At 64.7% G+C, this 21703-nt stretch carries 18 protein-coding genes and 1 tRNA gene; 8 read left to right on the top strand and 11 right to left on the bottom strand.

The window, feature by feature from the left end; genetic code table 11:
- Positions 1-107 precede the first annotated feature (107 nt).
- Positions 108-1484 carry a cytochrome P450 gene (locus tag B5526_RS19455; RefSeq protein ID WP_079540641.1) on the bottom strand — a complete coding sequence of 459 codons (1377 nt, stop codon included), beginning with the start codon at positions 1482-1484 and terminating at the stop codon, positions 108-110.
- A gap of 90 nt (positions 1485-1574) precedes the next feature.
- Positions 1575-2960 (bottom strand): hydrolase, encoded by a 1386-nt coding sequence (locus tag B5526_RS19460; RefSeq protein WP_079540643.1) that lies wholly within the window; start codon positions 2958-2960, stop codon positions 1575-1577.
- Positions 2961-3110: 150 nt separating this feature from the next.
- Here B5526_RS19460 and B5526_RS19465 point away from each other — a divergent pair, with 150 nt between their 5' ends.
- Positions 3111-4799, top strand: a complete 1689-nt coding sequence (locus B5526_RS19465; RefSeq protein WP_079540645.1) for an MFS transporter — start codon at positions 3111-3113, stop codon at positions 4797-4799.
- A gap of 25 nt (positions 4800-4824) precedes the next feature.
- Here B5526_RS19465 and B5526_RS19470 read toward each other — a convergent pair whose 3' ends face one another.
- Positions 4825-5037: a hypothetical protein gene (locus tag B5526_RS19470; RefSeq protein ID WP_079545115.1), complete on the bottom strand. Its 213-nt coding sequence runs from the start codon at positions 5035-5037 to the stop codon at positions 4825-4827.
- Positions 5038-5198: 161 nt separating this feature from the next.
- Entirely contained in the window at positions 5199-5477 is a 279-nt protein-coding gene (locus B5526_RS19475; protein ID WP_079540647.1) for a hypothetical protein, read from the bottom strand.
- A gap of 364 nt (positions 5478-5841) precedes the next feature.
- Between B5526_RS19475 and B5526_RS19480 the strand changes: the two genes are divergently transcribed.
- Positions 5842-6861, top strand: coding sequence for a polysaccharide deacetylase family protein (locus B5526_RS19480; RefSeq protein ID WP_079540649.1), 1020 nt, complete (start codon positions 5842-5844; stop codon positions 6859-6861).
- 151 nt (positions 6862-7012) lie between these two features.
- Here B5526_RS19480 and B5526_RS19485 read toward each other — a convergent pair whose 3' ends face one another.
- The 5 genes from B5526_RS19485 to B5526_RS19505 all read right to left on the bottom strand — a co-directional run bounded on the left by B5526_RS19485 (position 7013) and on the right by B5526_RS19505 (position 11517).
- A complete protein-coding gene (locus B5526_RS19485) occupies positions 7013-7327 on the bottom strand; it encodes a hypothetical protein (protein WP_079540651.1) in 315 nt (104 codons plus the stop codon).
- Positions 7328-7472: 145 nt separating this feature from the next.
- Positions 7473-7548: transfer RNA gene (locus tag B5526_RS19490), tRNA-Thr, on the bottom strand.
- 166 nt (positions 7549-7714) lie between these two features.
- Positions 7715-9436 carry a heme biosynthesis HemY N-terminal domain-containing protein gene (locus B5526_RS19495; protein WP_079540653.1) on the bottom strand — a complete coding sequence of 574 codons (1722 nt, stop codon included), beginning with the start codon at positions 9434-9436 and terminating at the stop codon, positions 7715-7717.
- Positions 9437-9443: 7 nt separating this feature from the next.
- Entirely contained in the window at positions 9444-10613 is a 1170-nt protein-coding gene (locus tag B5526_RS19500) for a COG4223 family protein (RefSeq protein ID WP_079540655.1), read from the bottom strand.
- A 166-nt stretch (positions 10614-10779) separates the two neighbouring features.
- The gene (locus tag B5526_RS19505; RefSeq protein WP_079540657.1) at positions 10780-11517 is read right to left on the bottom strand and encodes a uroporphyrinogen-III synthase; all 738 of its coding nucleotides are present in this window, start codon (positions 11515-11517) and stop codon (positions 10780-10782) included.
- A 118-nt stretch (positions 11518-11635) separates the two neighbouring features.
- Between B5526_RS19505 and tsaD the strand changes: the two genes are divergently transcribed.
- The 3 genes from tsaD to B5526_RS19520 all read left to right on the top strand — a co-directional run bounded on the left by tsaD (position 11636) and on the right by B5526_RS19520 (position 14435).
- Positions 11636-12727 (top strand): tRNA (adenosine(37)-N6)-threonylcarbamoyltransferase complex transferase subunit TsaD, encoded by a 1092-nt coding sequence (tsaD, locus tag B5526_RS19510; protein ID WP_079540659.1) that lies wholly within the window; start codon positions 11636-11638, stop codon positions 12725-12727.
- A gap of 195 nt (positions 12728-12922) precedes the next feature.
- The gene (locus B5526_RS19515) at positions 12923-13903 is read left to right on the top strand and encodes an NAD(P)H-dependent glycerol-3-phosphate dehydrogenase (protein WP_079545116.1); all 981 of its coding nucleotides are present in this window, start codon (positions 12923-12925) and stop codon (positions 13901-13903) included.
- 115 nt (positions 13904-14018) lie between these two features.
- Entirely contained in the window at positions 14019-14435 is a 417-nt protein-coding gene (locus B5526_RS19520) for an EVE domain-containing protein (RefSeq protein WP_079545117.1), read from the top strand.
- Positions 14436-15171: 736 nt separating this feature from the next.
- Here the strand turns inward: B5526_RS19520 and B5526_RS19525 are convergent.
- Positions 15172-16317 carry a DNA topoisomerase IB gene (locus B5526_RS19525; protein WP_079540661.1) on the bottom strand — a complete coding sequence of 382 codons (1146 nt, stop codon included), beginning with the start codon at positions 16315-16317 and terminating at the stop codon, positions 15172-15174.
- 397 nt (positions 16318-16714) lie between these two features.
- Here B5526_RS19525 and acs point away from each other — a divergent pair, with 397 nt between their 5' ends.
- Positions 16715-18667 carry an acetate--CoA ligase gene (gene acs / locus B5526_RS19530; protein WP_079545118.1) on the top strand — a complete coding sequence of 651 codons (1953 nt, stop codon included), beginning with the start codon at positions 16715-16717 and terminating at the stop codon, positions 18665-18667.
- A 466-nt stretch (positions 18668-19133) separates the two neighbouring features.
- Entirely contained in the window at positions 19134-19646 is a 513-nt protein-coding gene (locus tag B5526_RS19535; protein ID WP_079545119.1) for a L,D-transpeptidase, read from the top strand.
- 163 nt (positions 19647-19809) lie between these two features.
- On the opposite strand, the gene B5526_RS19540 is transcribed toward B5526_RS19535, so the two are convergent.
- Positions 19810-20025, bottom strand: a complete 216-nt coding sequence (locus B5526_RS19540) for a DUF1674 domain-containing protein (RefSeq protein ID WP_079540663.1) — start codon at positions 20023-20025, stop codon at positions 19810-19812.
- 192 nt (positions 20026-20217) lie between these two features.
- Here B5526_RS19540 and B5526_RS19545 point away from each other — a divergent pair, with 192 nt between their 5' ends.
- Positions 20218-21567, top strand: a complete 1350-nt coding sequence (locus B5526_RS19545) for an RsmB/NOP family class I SAM-dependent RNA methyltransferase (protein ID WP_079540666.1) — start codon at positions 20218-20220, stop codon at positions 21565-21567.
- Positions 21568-21703: the final 136 nt, after the last annotated feature.

A 21703-nucleotide genomic window follows, 5' to 3' on the forward strand; every position in this document is an offset into this window, starting at 1 on the left:
CTGCTTGGACCTAAGACGTGGATGCCCGGGACAAGCCCGGGCATGACGAGCTTTGGAACCCGTGCCAAGGCTCTAGTCTTTTGTTTTTACGCCCGAACGCCGCTTCCCTAGCGGGGCGAGATCCTAAACATCGGCGAGCGGTCGGGCTGCGTCGTCACGATGCCGATCGGCATGATCGGCGCTTTGTCGATGAGCTCAACGCGGAACGCGCCGATCAATTTGGCCAGCGCCAGCGTCGCTTCCACCAGCGCAAAATGAGCCCCCATGCAGACCCGTGCGCCGACGCCGAACGGCAAATAGGCAAAACGATCGGGCGGCGGCGCCGGCGGCATGAAGCGGGCAGGCACGAACGCGCTCGGGTCGCGCCAGAGCTTTTCATGCCGGTGTAACAGCCACGGCGCGATCAGGATGACGTCGTCCTTTCTGACCGGCATGCCGGCGATGGTATCCGCCGCCATGGCGGCGCGCGCGATCAGGAAAGCCGGCGGATAGAGCCGCATGGTCTCATCGATCACCGCGCGGGTGAATTTCAGCCGGTCGATCTCGATCTCGCCGGCGTTCGCAACCTCGGCGGCGACTTCGTCTTGGGTCGCGGGATCGAGTGCCAAAAGATAGAGCGCCCAGAACAGCGCGGTCCCGGTGGTCTCGTGACCGGCGAGGATCATGGTGGCGACCTCGTCGCCGAGTTGTTCGTCGCTGAAGGCTTCGCCGGTCTCGGGATCGCGCGCGGCGCCCATCAGGTCGAACAGGTCGCGCGGCGGCGCGCCTTCGTTCTTGCCGGCGGCGCGGCGTTCCGCCATCAGCATGCCGACGAATGCGGTCCATCGCTTGCGGAAGCGGGCGCGGGAAAAATCCTGCGGGCTCGGCCAGCCAAGCGGCAGCAGCATGTCGAGAAAATGCGGGTGCGCCAGCCGCTCGCCATATTCCATCACGAAGCCGCGCAAGACCGGACCGTGCCTGTCCATCCCGAACGAGAACATGGTGCGTCCGGCGATCTCGAGCGTCATCCGCTGCATCGCCTCGCGCAGATCGATCGGCTCGCCGCCGACAGTTCGAAGTTTTGCGATGGTCTCATCCGTAACCGCGACCATGTGCGGGACCAGCGAGGTCACCGCGCGCGGCGTGAAGGCCGGCGCCAGCGTCCTGCGCTGGTGTTTCCAGGCGCGGCCCTCGGCGATCAGCACGCCTTGGCCGAGCATCGGGCGCAACACCCGGATGCCGGCCGGGGTTCGCGTATAATTCTCGTAATTATCGACCAGCACATGGCGGATCGCGTCCGGCGTATTGAGGATGAAGCTGGAGCGCCTGAAAAAGCGGCCGCGGACGATGTCGTCCTCGTAGGCGCGTTGCCCCCAACTGCTGATCGGGCTCGTCCGCATCGCCCGCAGCCGCCCGAAAGCCGTCATGTTGTCGGGTGCGCGCGGCGGGCTTGGCGGCACCAGCGGTCGTGTGACCGGAATGTCGTAGGCTTCGGCGATGCTCATTGACGACCCCCGCGACTTGAATCGGTCAGTTACATTCCCGTACTCGGCCCAAATCCGGGCGCCAGGAAGGCGTGTGGATCAACAAAACAGCTAATAAGTCAGTTCGGCGACCGCAATCCTGTTTTCCGAGGCGGGCCAGGCGCGCGCCACGATCCGCTCAGAGTTGAACAATGCCACAACGCCACGCCCGGCCTCCGCGGCCGAAAGCCGCAAGGTCGAGATCGAGTCAGTCGGCACGCCCGGCTTCACATCCGTGGGCTCCTTGCCGTCGAACAGCACGACGTCGCGCGGAAGGCCGAAATAACCCCGCGGCCGCGACATCAGGACGACGCTGCCGGCCCCGGCATCCGCAGGTCCCAGCGGCCGCGCGGCGCGAAGATGGACGATGTCGGAGGAGCGCGGAAACGGCGAACGGTAGAAATGCGTGGTGACTGATCCGGCCGAAGCCAGCACGATCTCGAGATACCAGGAGGGATCGACTTTCGCCGGGCCCCAGCGCCCGTTCGCGCCGGTCTGCGAGGTGTGGATGGCGCCGCCGATGCGTTCGCCGCTATCGGGGGAAACGCGAAAAACCTCGACCGATGCCTCCGCCACCGGACGGTTGGTTTGAATGCCGCCGGGTGTCGCGGTCACGAGACCGCTCAGTCTGACTTCCGCTTCCGGTGTGATCGCGATCCGGTCCGGTTCGCGGCCGGCGATGAACTTGAAGATCTCGCGGAACGCCCGCGGAGAATACGCGGTCTCGCGGTGGTCGACGGCGCCGAGCACCAGATTGTTGGCGCCGTTCAGCGCCGGTCCGTCAAAGCTGATGCCGGTCGGCGTTCCCGGCTTGCCGAGAATGGCGCCATCGGGTTGGGCGTATTTATCCATGTTGTCGCTGCGCAATGTGAGGAACGCTGTGCCCGGCGTCACTTCGCTGTCGCCTGCGTTGAGCGAGCGCAGGAAGGGACCGCGGCCGTTGAACTCGTTGCCAAGATTGCTGTCCCAATCAAACACGCCATGATTGGGAACGCCGCACAGCACGGCGTGGCTGACATCCTGCGCTCCGCCGCTCTTGATGGTGAAGCGGATCGGATAGCCGCCGCGTGAATTGCCGACCAGCGCCACCCGCGGCGCCCCGGTTCGTTGTTTCAATTCCTTGATGGCATCGCCAAGCTCGCGGCGCTGATCTTCGGTGGAGGATTTGTTCGGCTCCGGCTTGGTGTCCTCAGTGCGCGCCAAGGGATCGGTGAAATTGATCGCAAGCATGCGCTCGCGCGGAACCCCGTTTGATTCCATCCGCCACAAGGTCGTGATCCAAAGCGCCGCGTGGTCGCCATTGCCGTGCACGAACAGGATCGGCGGTATCTCCGTGGCGCCGGAAGCTGTGGGCGCCGTCTGTGCCTGCGCGGCCACACCAAAATTACCGGCGGCCAATGGCAAGGCCAGGGGCAAGGCGCTTGCGCCTTTCAAAATCGTCCGCCGCGACATGTTCATAGAGAGACCTCTGGCTATTTTTACGCCTTTTAGCAGCCCGATGTGACCACTGATAGCGGCCTAAGCACTGGACAGAGAAGGACTTTCGCGGGCATCACTCTGGCCTGCACGGAATCACGGCCGGCGAGGCCAGCGCACACGGAAACATTCATGACCGACCAGCCGAAACGCTCGTTATTTGCCGCCGACGGCGTCGCAGCTCCGCTGCGGCTGCCGGTATTCCGGCGCATCTGGCTCGCCAGCCTGCTGTCCAATCTGGGCTTGTTGATCCAGGGGGTCGGCGCCGCCTGGGCGATGACGCAGATGACGTCATCGGCCGACAAGGTCGCGCTGGTGCAGACCGCTTTGATGCTGCCGATCATGCTGATCTCGATGCCGGCCGGCGCCATCGCCGACATGTATGACCGCCGCATCGTGGCGCTGGTGTCGCTGTCGATCGCGCTGTCAGGCGCAACGGCGTTGTCGGTGCTGGCATGGCTAGAACTCGTCACGCCGACGATCCTGCTGGCGTTTTGTTTTATCGTCGGCAGCGGCATGGCGCTGTTCGGGCCGGCCTGGCAATCCTCGGTCACGGAACAAGTGCCGGCGGAGACCTTGCCGTCGGCGGTCGCGCTCAACGGCATCAGCTATAACATCGCGCGCAGTTTTGGGCCGGCCATCGGCGGCATCGTCGTCGCTACCGCCGGTGCGGTCGCGGCGTTTGCAGCGAACGCGGTGCTCTATGTCCCGCTTCTGATCGTGCTGTTTCTGTGGCGCCGCACCAGCGAGCCGTCGCGGCTGCCGCGCGAGCGTCTCAACCGCGCCATCGTGTCGGGCGTGCGCTACATCGCCAATTCGCCCTCGATCCGCGTCGTGCTGGTGCGCACGCTGGTGACCGGCGTGCTCGGCGGTTCGGTGTCGGCGCTGATGCCGCTGGTCGCGCGCGACCTCTTGCATGGCGGCGCGCAGACCTACGGCATCATGCTCGGCGCCTTCGGCATGGGTGCGGTAATCGGCGCCTTGAACATCACCGAGGTTCGCAAGCGAATGAGCGGCGAGGCCGCGGTGCGCGCCTGCGCGCTGTCGATGGGGGGCGCGATCGCGGCGGTCGCGCTGAGCCGGGAGCCGGTACTGACCGCCACCGCGCTGGTGATTGCCGGCGCGGTGTGGATGCTGTCGGTGGCGCTGTTCAACATCGGCGTGCAGCTCTCGGCGCCGCGCTGGGTCGCGGGCCGCTCGCTGGCGGCGTTCCAGGCCTCCATCGCCGGCGGCATCGCGATCGGCAGCTGGGGCTGGGGCCGCCTGACGGATGCGGCCGGCGTCGAAACCGCGTTGTTGGTTTCCGCGGGCCTGATGTTTGCCTCTCCGCTGCTTGGACTATGGCTCGGAATGCCGCGGGTCGGCGCCCGCAACGAGGATGCGGAGGTATTGGCCGATCCCGAGGTGCGGCTGTCGCTGACCGGACGCAGCGGGCCCCTCGTGGTCGAGATCGAATACCGCGTCGCCCAGGACAACGCCCGCGCCTTCCACAACGTGATGCAGGAAGTGCAGCTCAGCCGCCAGCGCAACGGCGCCTATGGCTGGTCGATCGCGCGCGACATCGCCGATCCCGAATTGTGGACCGAACGCTATCATTGCCCGACCTGGCTCGATTATCTGCGCCAGCGCAACCGCTCGACGCAATCCGAGCGCGCGCTGCATCAGCAGGCGATCGATTTTCATCTCGGCCCGGATCCGATTCGGGTGCGCCGCATGCTGGAGCGCCCGTTTGGATCGGTGCGCTGGAAGGAAGACACCCCCGATCGCGCCGTCAGCGAAGTGTTGCCCGTGGTAGCGACGGCGGCCGGCAGCAGCACTTGATTTTCTGACGACTGACGGTCGTGAATTACTGCCCGTGATCGATCAGGACCTGCGCGCAGGCCTTGCTGAGCCGGGCGCGGTTTTGCTTCAGGCATGCCAGCACGATTTGGTCGCCATCATTCATATGCGCGCGGCAGAAACGCGAGACGTCCCGCGCGCAGGCGTCATGCCCCTGCTGCTGCGCCGACGCCGCGGAAGCCATCGCAACAAGCGGGATAATGAAAAGAAATCTGGCCATCATGTTGCGCCTCATACCCGTCAACGATGCGCGATCAGATTCTGCTGCCGCGTTGATGTCAATGCGCTGAAAAAATGCACGAGCAGTCTGCCGCGGGGCAGACTGCTCGGCCAGGTTCGCTATCTCCGAGGGAGCCGTGCGGAGCGCGAATTGCTTTCGAGTTACTTGGAGGCGACCTTGGATCCCTGGGCCGCCAGGTCGCGATCCATCACCGTTCTGCAACCGGTGGAGAGCTGCGCCCGGTGCTTCATCATGCAGGCGGTGATCGCGGGAATGTTGGGGATATCGGAAGAGCACAGGCGGAAGGCGTCGCCCGTGCACATCTGCTGCGCCTCGGGGCTAAAGGCGAAGCTCGAGGTCGACGCCAATGCGGAGAACGAGACGGCGAAAGCCAGCACCAAACCGGCCTGACGAAGTGTTCTGGTGAAAGATGCGGTCATGTTCGGCTCCTCGGTTGGCCGCGGGGTCGCGGCGCGTTGTTGATGCCTATGAGTGCCGCAACCATCGGATTTGGACTGTGATGATCATCACTTCGTCAGGCCGATTGTGATTTCCATCACCCGGCCGGATTCGAGCTTCACCGACTGTCATGGCCCGGGCCCGTTCCGGGCATCCATGTCTTTCCCGCCCTTGGGCGGGAAAGACCGTGAATGGCCCGGACGCGGCCTGGCCATGACGATAAAAGCGGATCATTTCCAAGCCGTTAGAAAAATTAATGCGCCGGCCAGGGCCGCGTTGGTGGGGCGTTAACGACTATTTCCCATTAATGGCTTGGCTAAAATTGTATTCCTGGAAAGTGTAGCGATGCGTAACGCGTTAGGTTTGATGCTGGCGAGTGTTGTGACGGCCATCGTGATATCGGCCGTTTGGTGGTTCTGCACATCTTCCCCGCGTCTCGATGTGGCGGCTCCCGCCACCGTCGTCGCCCCACGGGCCGAGCGGCTGACGGAAGCCGCCAAGCCGGCCGCGGCGCCAGGCGATGTCGAGGTCACGGCCGCCATCCCGGACAAGGCACCGGTCGCGCCGCAGCCCAAGAGCATTTGCGCCAATCCGAACCCGCTCGGCGTTGCCCGCGTCGTTGAAATCGACACCACGGGCGGACCGGGTTTTGGTTTCGAGAACTTCAAGCAGCTCGACTTCCTCGCCGATAAGGAAGTGGTGCTGACCTTCGACGACGGCCCGTGGCCGGCCAACACGCCCGCCGTGCTGAAAGCGCTTGCGGACGAATGCACCAAGGCGGTGTTTTTCCCGATCGGCAAGCACGCCCTCTATCATCCGGAAATCCTCAAGCAGGTGGCCGCGGCGGGTCATACCGTCGGCGCCCACACCTGGTCGCACGCCAATCTGAACAGCAAGAAAATGACGGAGCAGCAGGCCAAGGACGAAATCGAAAAGGGCTACAGCGCCGTCAAGATGGCGCTGGGCGCTGCGCCGACCCCGTTCTTCCGTTTCCCGGAACTGCAGCATAATCCCGCGGCGGTGGCCTATCTCGGCACGCGCAATATCGCGATCTTTTCCTGCGATCTCGATTCGTTCGATTTCCGCGCCAAGGACGCCGGCCAGATCGTCAATACCGTGATGACCAAGCTCGACAAGCATGGCAAGGGCATCATCCTGATGCATGATTTCCAGAAGCACACCGCCGAAGCCCTGCCTACGCTGCTCGGCCGGCTCAAAGCCGGCGGCTACAAGGTCGTGCAGATGAAGGCCAAGGCGCCGATGCAGACATTGCCCGAATATGACGAGGCGCTGATCAAGGAGCAGAAGGTTCCGGTCGCCAGCACCCGTCCGGTCGGCAGCGTGGTGCAGACGGTTGCGCAGTAGCGGGCGGACTCTTTAGCGAGACAAAGCAATTCGACTTCCTCGTCATGGCCGGGCTCGTCCCGGCCATCCACGTCTTGGCAGCACAAAAGCAAGAAGACGTGGATGCCCGGGACGAGCCCGGGCATGACGCGTTCGCTCTGAGGCGCCGCGCCTACCAGTAAATCCCGTGGCGGTGCAGCTCATAGATCACGCGCGCTTCGGTCAAGCCACGCCGATGCTTCCGCATCGCGGCCTTCGCATGCACATCCTTGTCGGCAACGGGTTTTGACGGATCGGCCGCCGGCGTCTGCGCCGCAGGGGTCACGGCCGCAGGCCGCGCGACATAGGTCGGTGTCTCGGCCGGCTTGGCCTGGTCGGTCGCCGCCGGCTGATCATCGTTCGACGCGATCGTGAGGCCGCGCGACACGCCCGCCTGAGCCGTTGCCGATACCAGAACTAAAGCTGCGATCAGAATGAATTTGCGCATGTGAAGTCCCCTTCGTTGGTGTTGGCTGCTGGCCAAGGAGACTAGGCGAGGCGGACCCGACGTTATGTGATTGGGATCACGCAGCTTGTTCCGCCCAAACGGGCTTAGCCTACGATCCGGATTGCGGCTGGGTTCACGAGAGAATTGGTGCCGCAAACAGGACTCGAACCTGTGACCCCGTCATTACGAATGACGTGCTCTACCAACTGAGCTATTGCGGCGGACCAAGCGGCTTGGTGTTCAGCTACGGGGCCGAAAACGCCCGCACCTGATATCGGGCAGCGCCTGTTTTGGCAAGAAAAACGCTTGGCTCGGGCGGGTAAATAGCTTTTTTTGACGCGTTTTCTTTACGCGAACCGGTACCCACTTCGCTCGAAAACGCTTTGCTCACCCGCCCCAGCGGGACAGAAAGCCGCGCCAGCCGCCGGCCTGGCCCTGCGCAGGACCGACTTGTTCCGCGAATTCATCGCTCACCGGCCCGTCATCGATCCCGGGATCGTCGGGCGGGCGGACGATCGGGATGACCGGCGGAATGTTTTGCGGGGCGGTTTTGGGCAAATCCTGGCGTGCGCGGAACAGCGGCGGCACGGCGGTGGCTGATGATTCGCCTTGCGGCGGGGACGGTGCGGGCTTGGCGGCCGGGACCGGTTCGACGACGGTTGCCGTGAGCGGCGGTGGTGAATTGGCCGGAGAATTGTCCTGTGCGGCGGGTTGAGATGTCGGGGATGGCGCTGCTTCCTCGACAGGGGCCGCGCGCGGCGGCTCGACGCGGCGCGGAGCGAGCATTGCTTCCTCGAAGGGCGAGGACTCGATCGCGCCATTTTTGTCGGACGGTAACGCCGCGAGCGGCGTCTGCCATTGAAACGCGTCGAGCCGGCCGGTGACCGGCGATACCGGCCGCCAGCGCTCCGAAACATAGCCATCGGCGGTCCACACCGGATCGTGCAGCGCGCGGACCGCGCGCAAGGTCCAGGCCCGCGCCCGGCCGCTGTCGCCGTGCTCGGTGCGCTCGATTTCCGCCATCAACAGCGCCACCCGTTGCGTCGGCGCCGCCGTGAACGGCGCCAGCACCTCGCGGGCGCGGGCAAATTCGACTGCATCAATGGCAGCGCGCGCCACCGCCAGCGCACCCTCGATATGACCAGGCGTTTTGGCGGACAGGGTCTCGACACGCACCAGCCGCTGGCGGGCGGAATCGCCGAGCTTCACATGCGCATAGGCGTCGGCGAGATCGGGATGCGGCTGCGCCAGCCAGGCGGTTTCCACGATCCGCATCGACCGCCGCACCTGATGCGCCTCGCTTTCATACTTGCCGGCAAGGGCTGCCGCCGGCACCAGCGTCGGCGCGAGTTTTACGGCCTCCATCACGCTCTCGCGCGACAGATCGCGGTCGACGGTTTCCAGTTCCAGCGCCCGCGCCGTCAGCAGCACGCCGCGCTGACGCCGATAGGCGGCCTTTTCGATCAGGCCGGAGGTGAGATTGTTGTCGAGGATCGCCAGCGCGCCGCTCCAGTCGCTGCCGGCGCAGCGAAATCCTAGCACCGCATGCGACGCCCAGGTCGATGACGGCGCAACTTTCAACGCCTCTTCCGCGATCATGACCGCCGCGACCGGGTCGTCGGCGCGCTGCGCTTCGATGAACAATCCGCGCAAGCCCAACAGCCGCGTGTCCTCGCGTTCGGCCATCGCGCGGAACGCGGCCTTGGCGCCGTCGCGGTTGCCGTCGAGCTGGGCCGATTGGGCGTGCAGTAACAGCGCCAGCGGATCATTCGCGGCATGTTTTCGCGCGACCTCGGCGTGCGCGCGCGCAGCCGTTGCATCGCCGTGGCCGATCGCGAGCAGACCGCGGGTGATGGCATGCCGGCCGCGCGCATGACGGCGCTCGTGCCGGCTGCGCCGGATCTTTTCCGGCACCCGCCACAGCGCGCGCAGGATCGCCCACGCGACCGTCGCCGCGACGATGGCGATGCCTAGCGCCAGCGCAGCCTGCGTGATCACGATCTTGGTGCCGCCCGACGACAGCACGACATCGCCGGTCTGATCGGCTACCCACGCCGCGCCCGCCGCCGCAAGCGCGATCAACAGCAGAAACAGAATGATCCGGTACATCGGGGTCCTATGGCGCGGGTTTGGCGAGCGCCGCCATCGCGTCGGCCGCAAATTTTCGCGATGTGGCGAGCGCGGCATCGCGCGCATCGGCCTTGTCGAGCCAGGCTTGCGCCGCGGCGCGATCGGGGGCTGCGAGCGTGTTCAGCTCGCGCCGCGCCTCGTTGAAATCGTTGCGCAGCGCCGCCGCGGTGACCCGCGCCACCACCGCGCCGCGATCGGTGCCGACCGTATCGGTGCGCTCGATGCGGACCAGTTTGGCCGCGCCCGCCTGCAGCCGATCGACCAGGCCGGCGCCGGTCGTGCTCTCCGGCGCCGGCGGCGTTAGCTTTGGCACCAGGGTCAAGAGCTCACGGCTCAGCGCGTTGGCGCTCGGCACGCCCGAGGCGGCAAAGCCGTCGAGCGGTTTTAATGCATCCGGATTGTCCGTAAGCGATTTCGCCGCCGCCAGCGCGGCCGGATAGGGGTCGCCGATCCGAACCAGAACGTCGAGCAGGGCGGCCGCCACGACACGGCGCAGCGGCATATCGTCGGCGGGTTTGGCGCCTTCCTGCGCGATCTCGGCGCTTTGCGCGCGGGTAGCGCGCTCGATCTGGGCGATGCGCTCGTTGATCGCGGAGAGATCCACGGCGGCGGCGGCTTCGCGCGGCGTCGCCTTGGCGTCATTGAGGGCGGTCGCGAGCTTCTCCGACTGCGCTCGCAAACCCGCGAACTCGCCGCGCAGCGCGGCAACGGATTTCTCCAGCGCCTCGACGCGCCCGGTCACCGCCGGATCGGGCGTGGCAGGTTTGCCGATCTTGGACTCCACGCTCGCCACACGCGCGGCGAGATCATCGATGGCGGCTGCCTGCGGCGCGCCGGGCGGCGCCGGCGCAGGCCATCCCAACATCCAGGCGACGCCGATTACCAGCGCCGCGGCGACGGCGCCGGAGACGGGCGCAATCACCCAAGGCGAAATCACCGAAGGCGAAATCACCGCGCGAGCATCGCGGGAAACGGGCTCGGGCTTTACGTCATCGCCCATATTTTTTGCGTCATCGCCCGTATTTGGTGTGTCCCCGCCAGCATCCCGGGTTTCGCCGGACACCTCGGAGGCTTCGAGGTCGATGGTCGGCGGCGCCCGTTTGGCCCGCGCCGGTTCCGGCGGCGATGTCGTAGCTTCGGGCGTGTCGTCGACCATCCCTGCGGTTCCCTAGATATTGCGGCCGGACATTAGCAGATTCGGCAAATCTACTTGGAGTTTCGGTTCCGATTGCATCAGAGCCGAGGTTCTAGTTGCTTGTTTTGACACGTTTTCCCGGGGCGGACCGGCGTCTGCTTGGGTTCGAAACCGCTTTGTAGCGCGATCAGGGGCGCAAAGCACGGTCCAGCGCCTCGAGCAAGGCATTTTCATCCGGCCTCGCCGCCACCATGACCTGCGTAGCCCCGGCATCGCGGAGGACCGAGGCAACGGCCGCCGAGATGCAACATTGCGGAATTGCCAGCGCCGATATTTCGACGCCGCCCGCGCGCGCCGCCTCCAGAAAGGCGCGCGCGCTGCGGCGCGAATAATGCAGCACCGCCTCGATCCGGTGGGCGGCGAACGCGTCACATATTTCACGCGGGAGGTTTGATACCGGTGACATCCGATACGTCGTGTGCGTGACGACCGTAAAACCGCGCTCGCCGAGTTCGCCGGCCAGATCGCGCGCGAGGTCGGCGCCGGCGAGATAAAGCAATGGGCTCGTTTTTTTCAGCTCCTTTGTCCTTACGCTGGCGAGCACGGAATCGCGCAAGCCTGCGGCGTCGCTATCGGCCGAGATCACCTGAGCAAACCCGGCGCCGCGGGCGGCGGCGGCGGTGCGTTCTCCGACCGCAAACAAGGGCAGCTTGAGCAACCGGCTGTTTTCAAGATGCGGCTCAATGCCGCGCAGCGCATTGGCGCTGGTGACGATGACGGCGCCGTAAGCCGCATCAATATCGTCCTGGAAGGCGACCGGCTCGAACCGCAGCATCGGCGCCTTCAAGACTTCGAAGCCTCGCGCGCGAAGCGCCGCCGCGGTGGCTTCGTCGTCTGGCTGCGGGCGGGTGACAAGAACGGCCATGTATTATCCTCTTGCGAGCGGGCGTTCTGCCGCAACGGACGATTGCACTGCGAGACCCCGCAATGCTACCGCATGAGGAGGAAAAACCCCGGTTTCGCCGATAAGGCAAGGGCTCAAATTGGCTAACGACGTCAGAACATTGGTGCTGGGCATCGAGACCACCTGCGATGAAACCGCGGCTGCCGTGGTCGAGCGCTTGAGCGACGGCAGCGGAAAAATCCTGTCCAATATCGTGCGCTCGCAGACCGAGGAGCATGCACGGTTCGGCGGCGTGGTGCCGGAGATCGCGGCGCGCGCCCATGTCGACCTGCTCGATGGCATCGTCGACAGTGCCATGAAGGAATCAGGCGTTAGCTTCGCGCAGCTTTCGGCGGTCGCCGCTGCCGCCGGTCCCGGCCTGATCGGCGGGGTGATCGTGGGGCTGACGACCGCGAAGGCGATCGCGATGGTGCACGACACGCCGCTGATCGCGGTCAACCATCTCGAGGCCCACGCGCTGACGCCGCGGCTGACCTGCGCGCTGGCGTTTCCCTATTGCCTGTTTCTGGCCTCCGGCGGCCACACCCAGATCGTCGCGGTGACAGGCGTCGGCAAATATGTGCGGCTCGGTACCACCGTCGACGACGCCATGGGAGAGGCCTTCGACAAGGTGGCAAAAATGCTGGCGCTGCCCTATCCGGGCGGGCCGGAGGTCGAGCGGGCGGCCCAGGGCGGCGACCCCAGGCGCTTTGCCTTTCCACGGCCGATGCTAGGCCGCGCGGATGCCAATTTCTCGCTGTCCGGATTGAAGACAGCGGTGCGCAACGAAGCCGCCAGGATCGATCCCCTGGAGCCGCAGGATATCAGCGATCTCTGCGCCAGCTTTCAGGCGGCGGTGCTGGAATCGACGGCCGACCGACTAAGCGTCGGCTTGAAATTGTTTCACGAACAGTTCGGCCCGCCGCGCGCGCTGGTCGCCGCCGGCGGCGTCGCCGCCAATCAGGCGATCCGCGGCGCGCTGCAGGATGTCGCGGCCAAAGCGCAGACCACGCTGATCATCCCGCCGCCCGCGCTCTGCACCGACAATGGCGCGATGATCGCCTGGGCGGGTATAGAGCGGCTGGCGATGGGATTGGTCGACACGATGGACGCCGCGCCGCGCGCGCGCTGGCTGCTCGATGCCAACGCCACGGCGCCGGCCGGATTTGCCAATACGCGTGCGGGATTTTGAGGCCTTATGAAGCGAGGATCAATCCGCAAGGGCAGTCTAACCTCTCCCCGCCTGCGGGGAGAGGTCGGATCGCGCAGCGATCCGGGTGAGGGGGACTCACCGCGCATTCCTCCCCCTCCGAATTCGCGGCTGCAGCCCCTCACCCCAACCCTCTCCCCGCAAGGGCGGGGCGAGGGAGCGCACCGAGTTTGGATGATGACCTCGTTCCAATCAGTCGCGGTGATCGGGGCTGGCGCGTGGGGGACCGCACTGGCCGCACTGGCCGCGCGGGCGAGACGCGACGTCGTTCTCCACGCGCGCAATTCGGAGAGTGCGAAGCAGATCGCGGCCACGCGGGCAAATCCAAAATTGTCAGGCGTCCGGTTGGATGCGAGCATCAAGGTCACAGGCGATATCGCGCTTGCCGCGGACGCGGACATCATCCTGATCGCAACTCCGGCGCAAGATCTTCGCGCCGCTGTCACCGCGCTTGCGCCTCATCTTGCCGCGACAAAGCCCGTGATCGCCTGCGCCAAGGGCATCGAGCGCGGCACCCACAAATTCATGACCGAGGTGATCGCGGAGGCTGCGCCCAACGCCATACCGGCGATCCTGTCAGGCCCGAGTTTTGCCGCGGACGTGGCGCGCGGCCTGCCCACGGCGGTGACGCTGGCGGCGCAAGACGAGACGCTTGCGAGCACGCTGGTGCAGGCGTTGGGCTCGGCGACCTTCCGGCCCTATCACACGACGGATGTTCGCGGCGTTGAGATCGGCGGAGCCGCGAAGAATGTGCTGGCGATCGCGGCCGGCATCGCGATCGGCCGGAAATTGGGCGCGTCCGCGCAGGCGGCGCTGACCACGCGCGGCTTCGCCGAACTGGCGCGGCTCGGCCGCGCCTGCGGCGCGCGCAGCGAAACCATGGCGGGGCTGTCGGGTCTTGGCGATTTGATCCTGACCTGCTCGAGCCCGCAATCGCGCAATCTCGCGCTCGGCATCGCGCTCGGGCGCGGCGAGCAGCGGCCGCGCGAAAAACTTGCCGAAGGTGAATTCACCGCGCCCGTGCTGGTCGAACTGGCGGCGTCGCAGGACGTCGACATGCCGGTGTCAAACGCGGTCGCGGCGATTTTGAGCGGCGCGCTCACGATCGATGAAGCGATCGAAAGCCTGTTGACGCGCCCATTCAAGGCGGAGGGATGATCTCTCCCTCGTCATGCCCGCGCTTGTCGCGGGCATCCACGTCTTGTTTAATTGGCGCCGCAAAGACGTGGATGGCCGGGACAGGCCCGGCCATGACGGTGGGATGGTGGACGTCATGAATTACTGGCTGGTGAAATCGGAGCCTTCGAGCTGGTCATGGGACCAGCAGGTGGCAAAGGGCGCCAAGGGCGAAGCGTGGACCGGCGTGCGCAATTTCACCGCCCGGCAGAATCTTGTGAAGATGAAAAAGGGCGACCTCGCCTTTTTCTATCATTCGAACGAGGGCAAGGACATCGTCGGGATCGCGGAAGTGATCAAGGAAGCCTATCCCGATCCGACCGACAAGACCGGCAAATTCGTCTGCGTCGATATCAAGGCCGACAAGCCGCTGAAAACGCCGGTGACCATGGCCGCGATCAAGGCGGACAAGCGATTGGCCGACATGGCACTCGTAAAGTATTCGCGGCTGTCGGTGCAGCCGGTCACGGCGGAAGAATGGAAGATGGTGTGCAAGATGGGGGGAGTGTTGTGAACTCGTCATTGCGAGCGAAGCGAAGCAATCCATCTTGCCGCGAAACAAGAACTGGATTGCTTCGTCGCAAACGCTCCTCGCAATGACGGTTGAAGCCTGCCTTACTCCGCCGCCATTACCACTTGCGTCAGCAGTGTGAGGGGGGACAAGGACCGCAGTTTGCCCGTCGTGCCAATCTGCCGCGGTCGGGCGTTATTGATTTTACCCCCAAATCAGCGCCACATTTCGCGCTGTCCCGCCCTTTCAAGAGGGGCGTATCGCGATCGTCACGGACGTTGGTGCGGGATGCGGTGGACGTTGCGGCGCTATTGACGAACAGCGCTGAAGCGGACGGCGAAGACGTGTGGTCCTGACACCCCGACGCTGGTGTCAAGTTCTTGAGAAGCAAGCTTCTCAGGGGCGACGGTGGCAAGAAAGCCCGGTCGCCGGGGAGAGCACGAAATAAGCCGTAAACCATTGCGTGGGGAATGCCGGGTGATTCCGGTGTGACCTGACTAACGCGTGTGCTTTTTTGCTTTCTACCAGCGCACACGCGGCTATCGGGCGCATCGGGCGCCCGGCATCCCCGCGCCCTCTGTTCTTCCGAGGGCGGGAAGTTCATGCAAACCTCGCGCGAAACATGCGGCGAGATCGCGAAGCCATGTCTTCAAACGCCATATCTTCAAACGCCATATCTTCAAACGCCGTGTCTTCAAACGGCGGCTGTTCGAAATGTGAATTGGGAAGTGCGCAGATCTTACGCCGCCGCCGCCATCACGACCTGCGCCAACAGCTGCTCGCGCTTCGACTGCGAGCGATAGCCCTTCATGGTGGCGGCGAAACGCTCGAGGATGCCGTCTTCGAAGGCGGTGACGATGGTGTCGTGGACGTAGCTCTTGCGGCAGATCGCCGGCGTGTTGGACAATTCATCCGCGGCGGCGCGGACCGCTTCCAGCACCTGCTTGCGGCGGCCGCGGGCGCTTGCCGCCGGAGAAATCCGCGACAGCGATTCCAGCACCACGGCGGACGCCATCAGCGTGCGAAAATCCTTCAGCGAAATCTTGATGCCCGCGATCTCGCGCAGGAACGAATTGACCTGGGTGGTCGAGACCGCGCGGACATTGCCAAAATTGTCGCGATATTGGAACATGCGCTTGCCCGGCACGCCGCGCAGGATGCCGATGGCGCGCACGAGTTTTGCGGCGTCGCATTCCTTGCGCACGGCCTTGCCGCCCTTGGCCTTGAAGGTCAGCACCAGATTATCGTCTTCCAGCGCGACGTTGGATTTCAGCAGCGTGGTCGCGCCGCGGGTGCCGTTGAGGCGGGCATAAGATTCATTGCCCGGCCGGATCGCGGTGCGCGCGATCAGCTCGATTACCGCCGAGAGCGCGAATTCGCGGCTCGGGACGTCGCCGGACAGGTGCATCGAGACGTTGCGACGGATCTTTGGCAGGGCCGCGACCAGCCGGGCCAAACGATGCGCCTTGCGCTGCTCGCGGACCTTTTCCCAATCGGAGTGATAGCGGTATTGCAGCCGGCCCGCGGCATCGCGGCCGACCGCCTGCAGATGCGAACTCGGATCGGGGGAATAGCGCACCTCGGCATAGGCCGGCGGCACCGCCATCCTGTGCAGGCGCTTGATGGTGCCGGTGTGGCGGATCGGCGTGCCGTTGGCGCGGACGAAGGAATAGCTCTTGCCCCGCTTGATGCGGCGGATGGTCAGCTGGTTCTGGTCGCCAAGTTTTAGACCGAGTTCCCGGGCCAGGGATTCGACGGAGGTCTTGCCATGGAGGCTGGGTTTTGGCGCAGCCGGTTTCGGCAGTTGGCCGAGCGCCTTCGCCAGAGCAACGGCAGGATCGGCGGAAGCGGGCCGCTCAGCCTCGAAATTCTGCTGATCCATCATGACTTTAGACGCCTTGCTCCTGTTACGCCCTGCTACTGCCGGCTCTTGTTGTTTGGTTCCGGCCGAGGGGCTATCGCCCCGGGGAAGCCATTTAGGGGGTTATCGCTGGGAACGCTAGCCCACCTCGGGGGAGGCGACGGTTTCTGGTTACCATTGAGCAGGCACGCAGACGTCCCATGCGGCGTTTTGACCTGCGGGAAACGTGAACGTGATGGTCGGCCGAACCTCGGCGACGCCTCCTCCTCGCGCCCGCGAATTGATCCGACGCATCGTGAAGGGACCCCGACCAAAAGTCGTATCCGTTCCGCTTGTCGGCGCCATCAGGCCCGACGCATACTCGTTGCAACAAGAAGCGGCCGGCAGCCCGCGTTTGCTGGCCGCATGGGTGGAGGTAAAGATGTCCGAGAAGATCTACGACGTGCCCGCGGAATGGGCCAAGCGCGCCTGGGCCGATCAGGCCAAGTACCAAGAGATGTACGCGCGCTCGATCAGCGACCCCAACCGCTTCTGGGCCGAACAGGGAAAGCGCATCGGCTGGATGAAGCCTTTCAGCAAGGTCGAGAACTCGTCGTTTGCTCCTGGCAACATCTCGATCAAATGGTTCGAGGATGGCATCCTCAATGTCGCCTGGAACTGCATCGACCGCCATCTCCATAGCCGCGGCGACCAGACCGCCATCATCTGGGAGGGCGATAATCCTTCCGAATCAAAGCACATCACCTACCGGCAACTGCACGACGAAGTCTGCCGGATGGCCAACATCCTGCGCACGCGTAACGTCAAGAGGGGCGACCGCGTCACCATCTATCTGCCGATGATTCCGGAAGCCGCCTACGCCATGCTGGCCTGCGCGCGGATCGGCGCCATCCATTCGGTGGTTTTTGCAGGCTTCTCGCCCGACAGCCTGGCCCAGCGCGTCACCGACTGCCAGTCCAAGATCATCATCACCGCCGATGAGGGCCTGCGCGGCGGCAAGAAGGTGCCGCTAAAGGCCAATGTCGATGCCGCGATCGAAAAAGCCGGCGGCGTCGATTGGGTGGTCGTGGTCAAGCGCACCGGCGCCAAAGTCGACATGAATCCCTCGCGCGACCTCTGGTACCACGACGCCGCCAGAATGGTGACGACGGAATGCCCGGTCGAGCACATGCACGCCGAGGATCCGCTGTTCATCCTCTATACGTCGGGCTCGACCGGCCAGCCCAAGGGCGTGCTGCACACTTCGGGCGGTTATCTGGTGTTCGCGGCGATGACGCATCAATATGTGTTCGACTATCACGACGGCGATATCTTTTGGTGCACCGCCGACGTCGGCTGGGTCACCGGCCACAGCTACATTCTCTATGGGCCGCTGGCCAACGGCGCGACCACGCTGATGTTCGAGGGCGTGCCGAATTATCCCGATAATTCGCGGTTCTGGAACGTCATCGACAAGCACAAGGTCAACATCTTCTACACCGCGCCGACCGCGATCCGCGCGCTGATGCAGAGCGGCGACGAGCCGGTCAAGAAGACCTCGCGCAAGTCGCTTCGGTTGCTCGGCTCGGTCGGCGAGCCGATCAATCCGGAAGCGTGGGAATGGTATCACCGCGTGGTCGGCGACGAGCGCTGCCCGATTGTCGATACCTGGTGGCAGACCGAGACCGGCGGCATTTTGATTACGCCGCTGCCGGGCGCGACCAAACTCAAGCCGGGATCGGCGACGCAGCCATTTTTTGGCGTGGTGCCCGAAATCGTCGATGCCGACGGCAAGGTGCTGGAAGGCGAAGCGCAAGGCAATCTCTGCATCGCCAAATCCTGGCCGGGGATGATGCGCACAGTTTATGGCGATCACGCCCGCTTCGAGCAGACGTACTTCTCGACCTACAAGGGCAAATATTTTACGGGCGACGGCTGCCGGCGCGACCCCGACGGCTATTACTGGATCACCGGACGCGTCGATGACGTCATCAACGTCTCCGGCCACCGCATGGGCACCGCCGAAGTCGAGAGTTCGCTGGTGGCGCACGCCAAGGTCTCGGAAGCCGCCGTGGTCGGCTATCCCCACGACATCAAGGGCCAGGGCATCTATGCTTATGTGACGCTGATGAGTGGCGTCGAGCCGAGCGAGGAATTGCGCAAGGAATTGGTGGCGTGGGTGCGCAAGGATATCGGCCCGATCGCGTCCCCCGACCAGATCCAGTTCGCGCCGGGTCTGCCCAAGACGCGCTCCGGCAAGATCATGCGGCGCATTTTGCGCAAGATCGCCGAAGACGAGCCGGGCAGCCTCGGCGATACCTCGACGCTGGCCGACCCCGCCGTGGTCGACGATCTCGTCGCGCACCGGCAAAACAAGAAGAGCGCGGGGGCCTGACTGCTGCCTGCTTAGCCTCTCCCCGCGTGCGGGGAGAGGTCGAAATTCTCGCACAGCGAGAATTTCGGGTGAGGGGGACTCACCGCGCGCGTCTCAGCTTCAGAATTTGCGGAAGCGCCCCTCACCCCAACCCTCTCCCCGCAAGAGCGGGGCGAGGGAGTGCACTACCGTCGCCCGACATCCCCGTACAATTGATCCGCTCCAACTGATCCCTGCCCCCTCACGCAATCGTCAGGGGCAGATCCCGCTTTGCGGCAATTTCCTGACGAGTGTTGTTTTCAGGTCATTTACTTTGTTCACAACATTTCCTTTGTTTGGCCACAGTCGGGCAAGCCGCGCAGGGTCACCGAAACCGGCCGGTTAAGACACGCGGTTAAAAATGCGTGGGCAAAAGCCGGAATTACCGGGGTTTGCGGGAGATTTGGCTGCCCGAGCAGGGGCGATGGAAGCTGAAACGGAGATAATGATGTCGTTGAGGATTGCGGTCGCGCTGGCGGCCACCTTCGGGGCGGGTTTGTTGGTGACGACGGAAGCCCAGGCGCGGGCGGAAGTGGTCGGTGTGCACGGCGACTATTCGCCGGGGACGATCGTGGTGAAGACCAATGAGCGCCGGCTCTATCTTATTCTCGACCAGGACCATGCCGTGCGGTATCCGGTCGGCGTCGGCAAATCCGGCAAGCAATGGGCCGGCACCACGCGGATCGACGGCAAGTACCGCAATCCGGCCTGGTCGCCGCCGAGCGAAGTCAAGCATGACAAGCCGAACATGCCGGATGTGATCCCCGGCGGCTCGCCGCGCAACCCGATGGGTGTCGCCGCGATGACGCTGGCCGGTGGCGAATATGCGATCCACGGCACCAACATGCCGGGTTCGGTCGGCGGTTTTGTCTCCTACGGCTGCATCCGCATGCTGAACGACGATATCACCGACCTCTACGGGCGCGTCTCCGTCGGCACGCAGGTGGTGGTGACGCGCTGACAATAACACTTGTCATTCCGGGATGCGCCGCTTGGCGCAGGCCCGGAATCCATACTCCCGATCGTGGTTATAGATTCCGGGCTCGCTCGCTTCGCTCCGGCCCTGGAATGACGGAGTAGGAATAAAAAGCCGCGCCTCAGCGCGGCTTTCGCATATCCCGGCCTCAAAAATCCGACGCGATGCCCTTGTTCTCCCAATCGCCGTATCGTGTCGGTTCCGGGCCCTTTGGGCCCTGATATTCCTTAGGTCTCGGCGGGACATTTGCTTCCGCGGCTTTTCTCCGCGCCTCCGCCTCGGCGAGCGCGCGCTGGGCCGCCGGCGTGAGCGGCTTGCGTTCCGGCGATGATGTGGCCGCTGGCGGTGAGGGATCGTCTTTCATCTCGAAGCTTCCAGCCGTGGCATGAGGAATGCGTCGTTCCAGCCTTCGACATATAGATGTGATGCCGTACCCATGGAATCGGTAGGGCTGATTCTTATATTTGGCATATTCCCGTGGCACAGCTGTTTCTGCCTCGGGTGAAATAGGCGACAACGCCAGGCGTTACCCGACCTCCCGAGATGTTCACGCTCCATGCCCCCTCAAAGATTCGCCCTGCCATCCGAGGTGCCCGGTCTCGCGGCGCGGCGGATCGCGGCGGATATTCTCGACGGTGTACTGCATAAGCACCGCACGCTCGACGACCAGCTCGACGGCGCCGCCGCGCATCCCGGGCTGAAGTCGCTCGCCGATCGCGACCGCGCGCTGATGCGGCGGCTGGTGGCGACGATTTTGCGGCGGCTCGGCACGCTCGGCCATGTGTTGTCACGGCTGCTCGATCGCGGCATCCCGACCGATGCGCCGCGCGCGCAGAGCGCGCTGCTGATTGGCGCGGCGCAAATTCTCTGGATGGATGTGCCCGATCATGCCGCGGTCGACCTGTCGGTGCGGCTGGTGCAGTCGGACCGGCGGGCCGCGAAATATGCCGGTCTCGTCAATGCGGTCCTGCGCCGCTGCGCGCGCGAGGGCGAGGGGTTGATCGAGGAAGTCAGGTCGCAGACGCTCGATGTTCCGCCGTGGTTGCTGGCGCGCTGGATCGCCCATTACGGCGAGAGCGTTGCACGCGAGATCGCCGAAGCGATCAGCCACGAGCCGTCGCTCGACATCACCGTAAAATCCGACGCCGAACAATGGGCGAGCCGGCTGCACGGCGAGATGTTGCCGACCGGGACCGTCCGCACGCTGCTGCAGGGTTCGGTCACCATTCTGCCGGGCTTCGCCGAGGGACAGTGGTGGGTGCAGGACGCCGCCGCTGCGTTGCCGGCGCGGCTATTCGGCGATGTCGCCGGCAAATCCATCCTCGATCTCTGCGCCGCACCTGGCGGCAAGACGGCGCAACTCGCCCACGCCGGCGCGCGCGTCACCGCGGTCGACCGTTCGCCGGCTCGCATGGCGCGGCTGCGTGAGAATTTCGCTCGGCTCTCGCTTCAAGCCGAGGCCGTGGTGGCCGACGCCGTCGAATGGCAGGGCGGAGATAGCGGCGGCTTCGACGGCATCCTGCTCGATGCACCCTGCACGTCGACCGGCACCATCCGCCGCCACCCCGACGTCGCCTGGTTGCGCCAGGAAGCCGATATCGGCGCGCTGGTGGCGTTACAGAAGCGGCTGCTGCAAAAGGCGGTAGCCCTGCTGCGGCCGGGCGGCACGCTGGTCTATTGTACCTGCTCGCTGGAGGAGGAAGAGGGCGAGCAGGCCATTTCGGCCCTTCTCGCCAGCGAGGCGGCTATGCGCCGCTCGCCGATCGAAGCCGGCGAGGTCGCGGGGCTTGCCGAAATCCTTAACCCCGAGGGCGATTTGCGCACGCTCCCCAGCCATTTGCGGCAGCCAGACCCCAAGCTTTCCGGGCTTGACGGCTTTTACGTCGCGAGACTGGTTAAATCCTGATTTTGCACTGTATTTTCGCTTCGAGGCGCTGATTCGCGCGGTTTCAAGATGGTGTGTTGAGCGCGTTTCCGGATTAAAAGCATTCGCATAGAATTCTCTGCATCCTCCCGATCAAGGCAAGGCGTGTCGGTCGCTC

Origin of the sequence: Bradyrhizobium lablabi, assembly GCF_900141755.1 — a bacterium.
Lineage (GTDB): Bacteria > Pseudomonadota > Alphaproteobacteria > Rhizobiales > Xanthobacteraceae > Bradyrhizobium > Bradyrhizobium lablabi_A.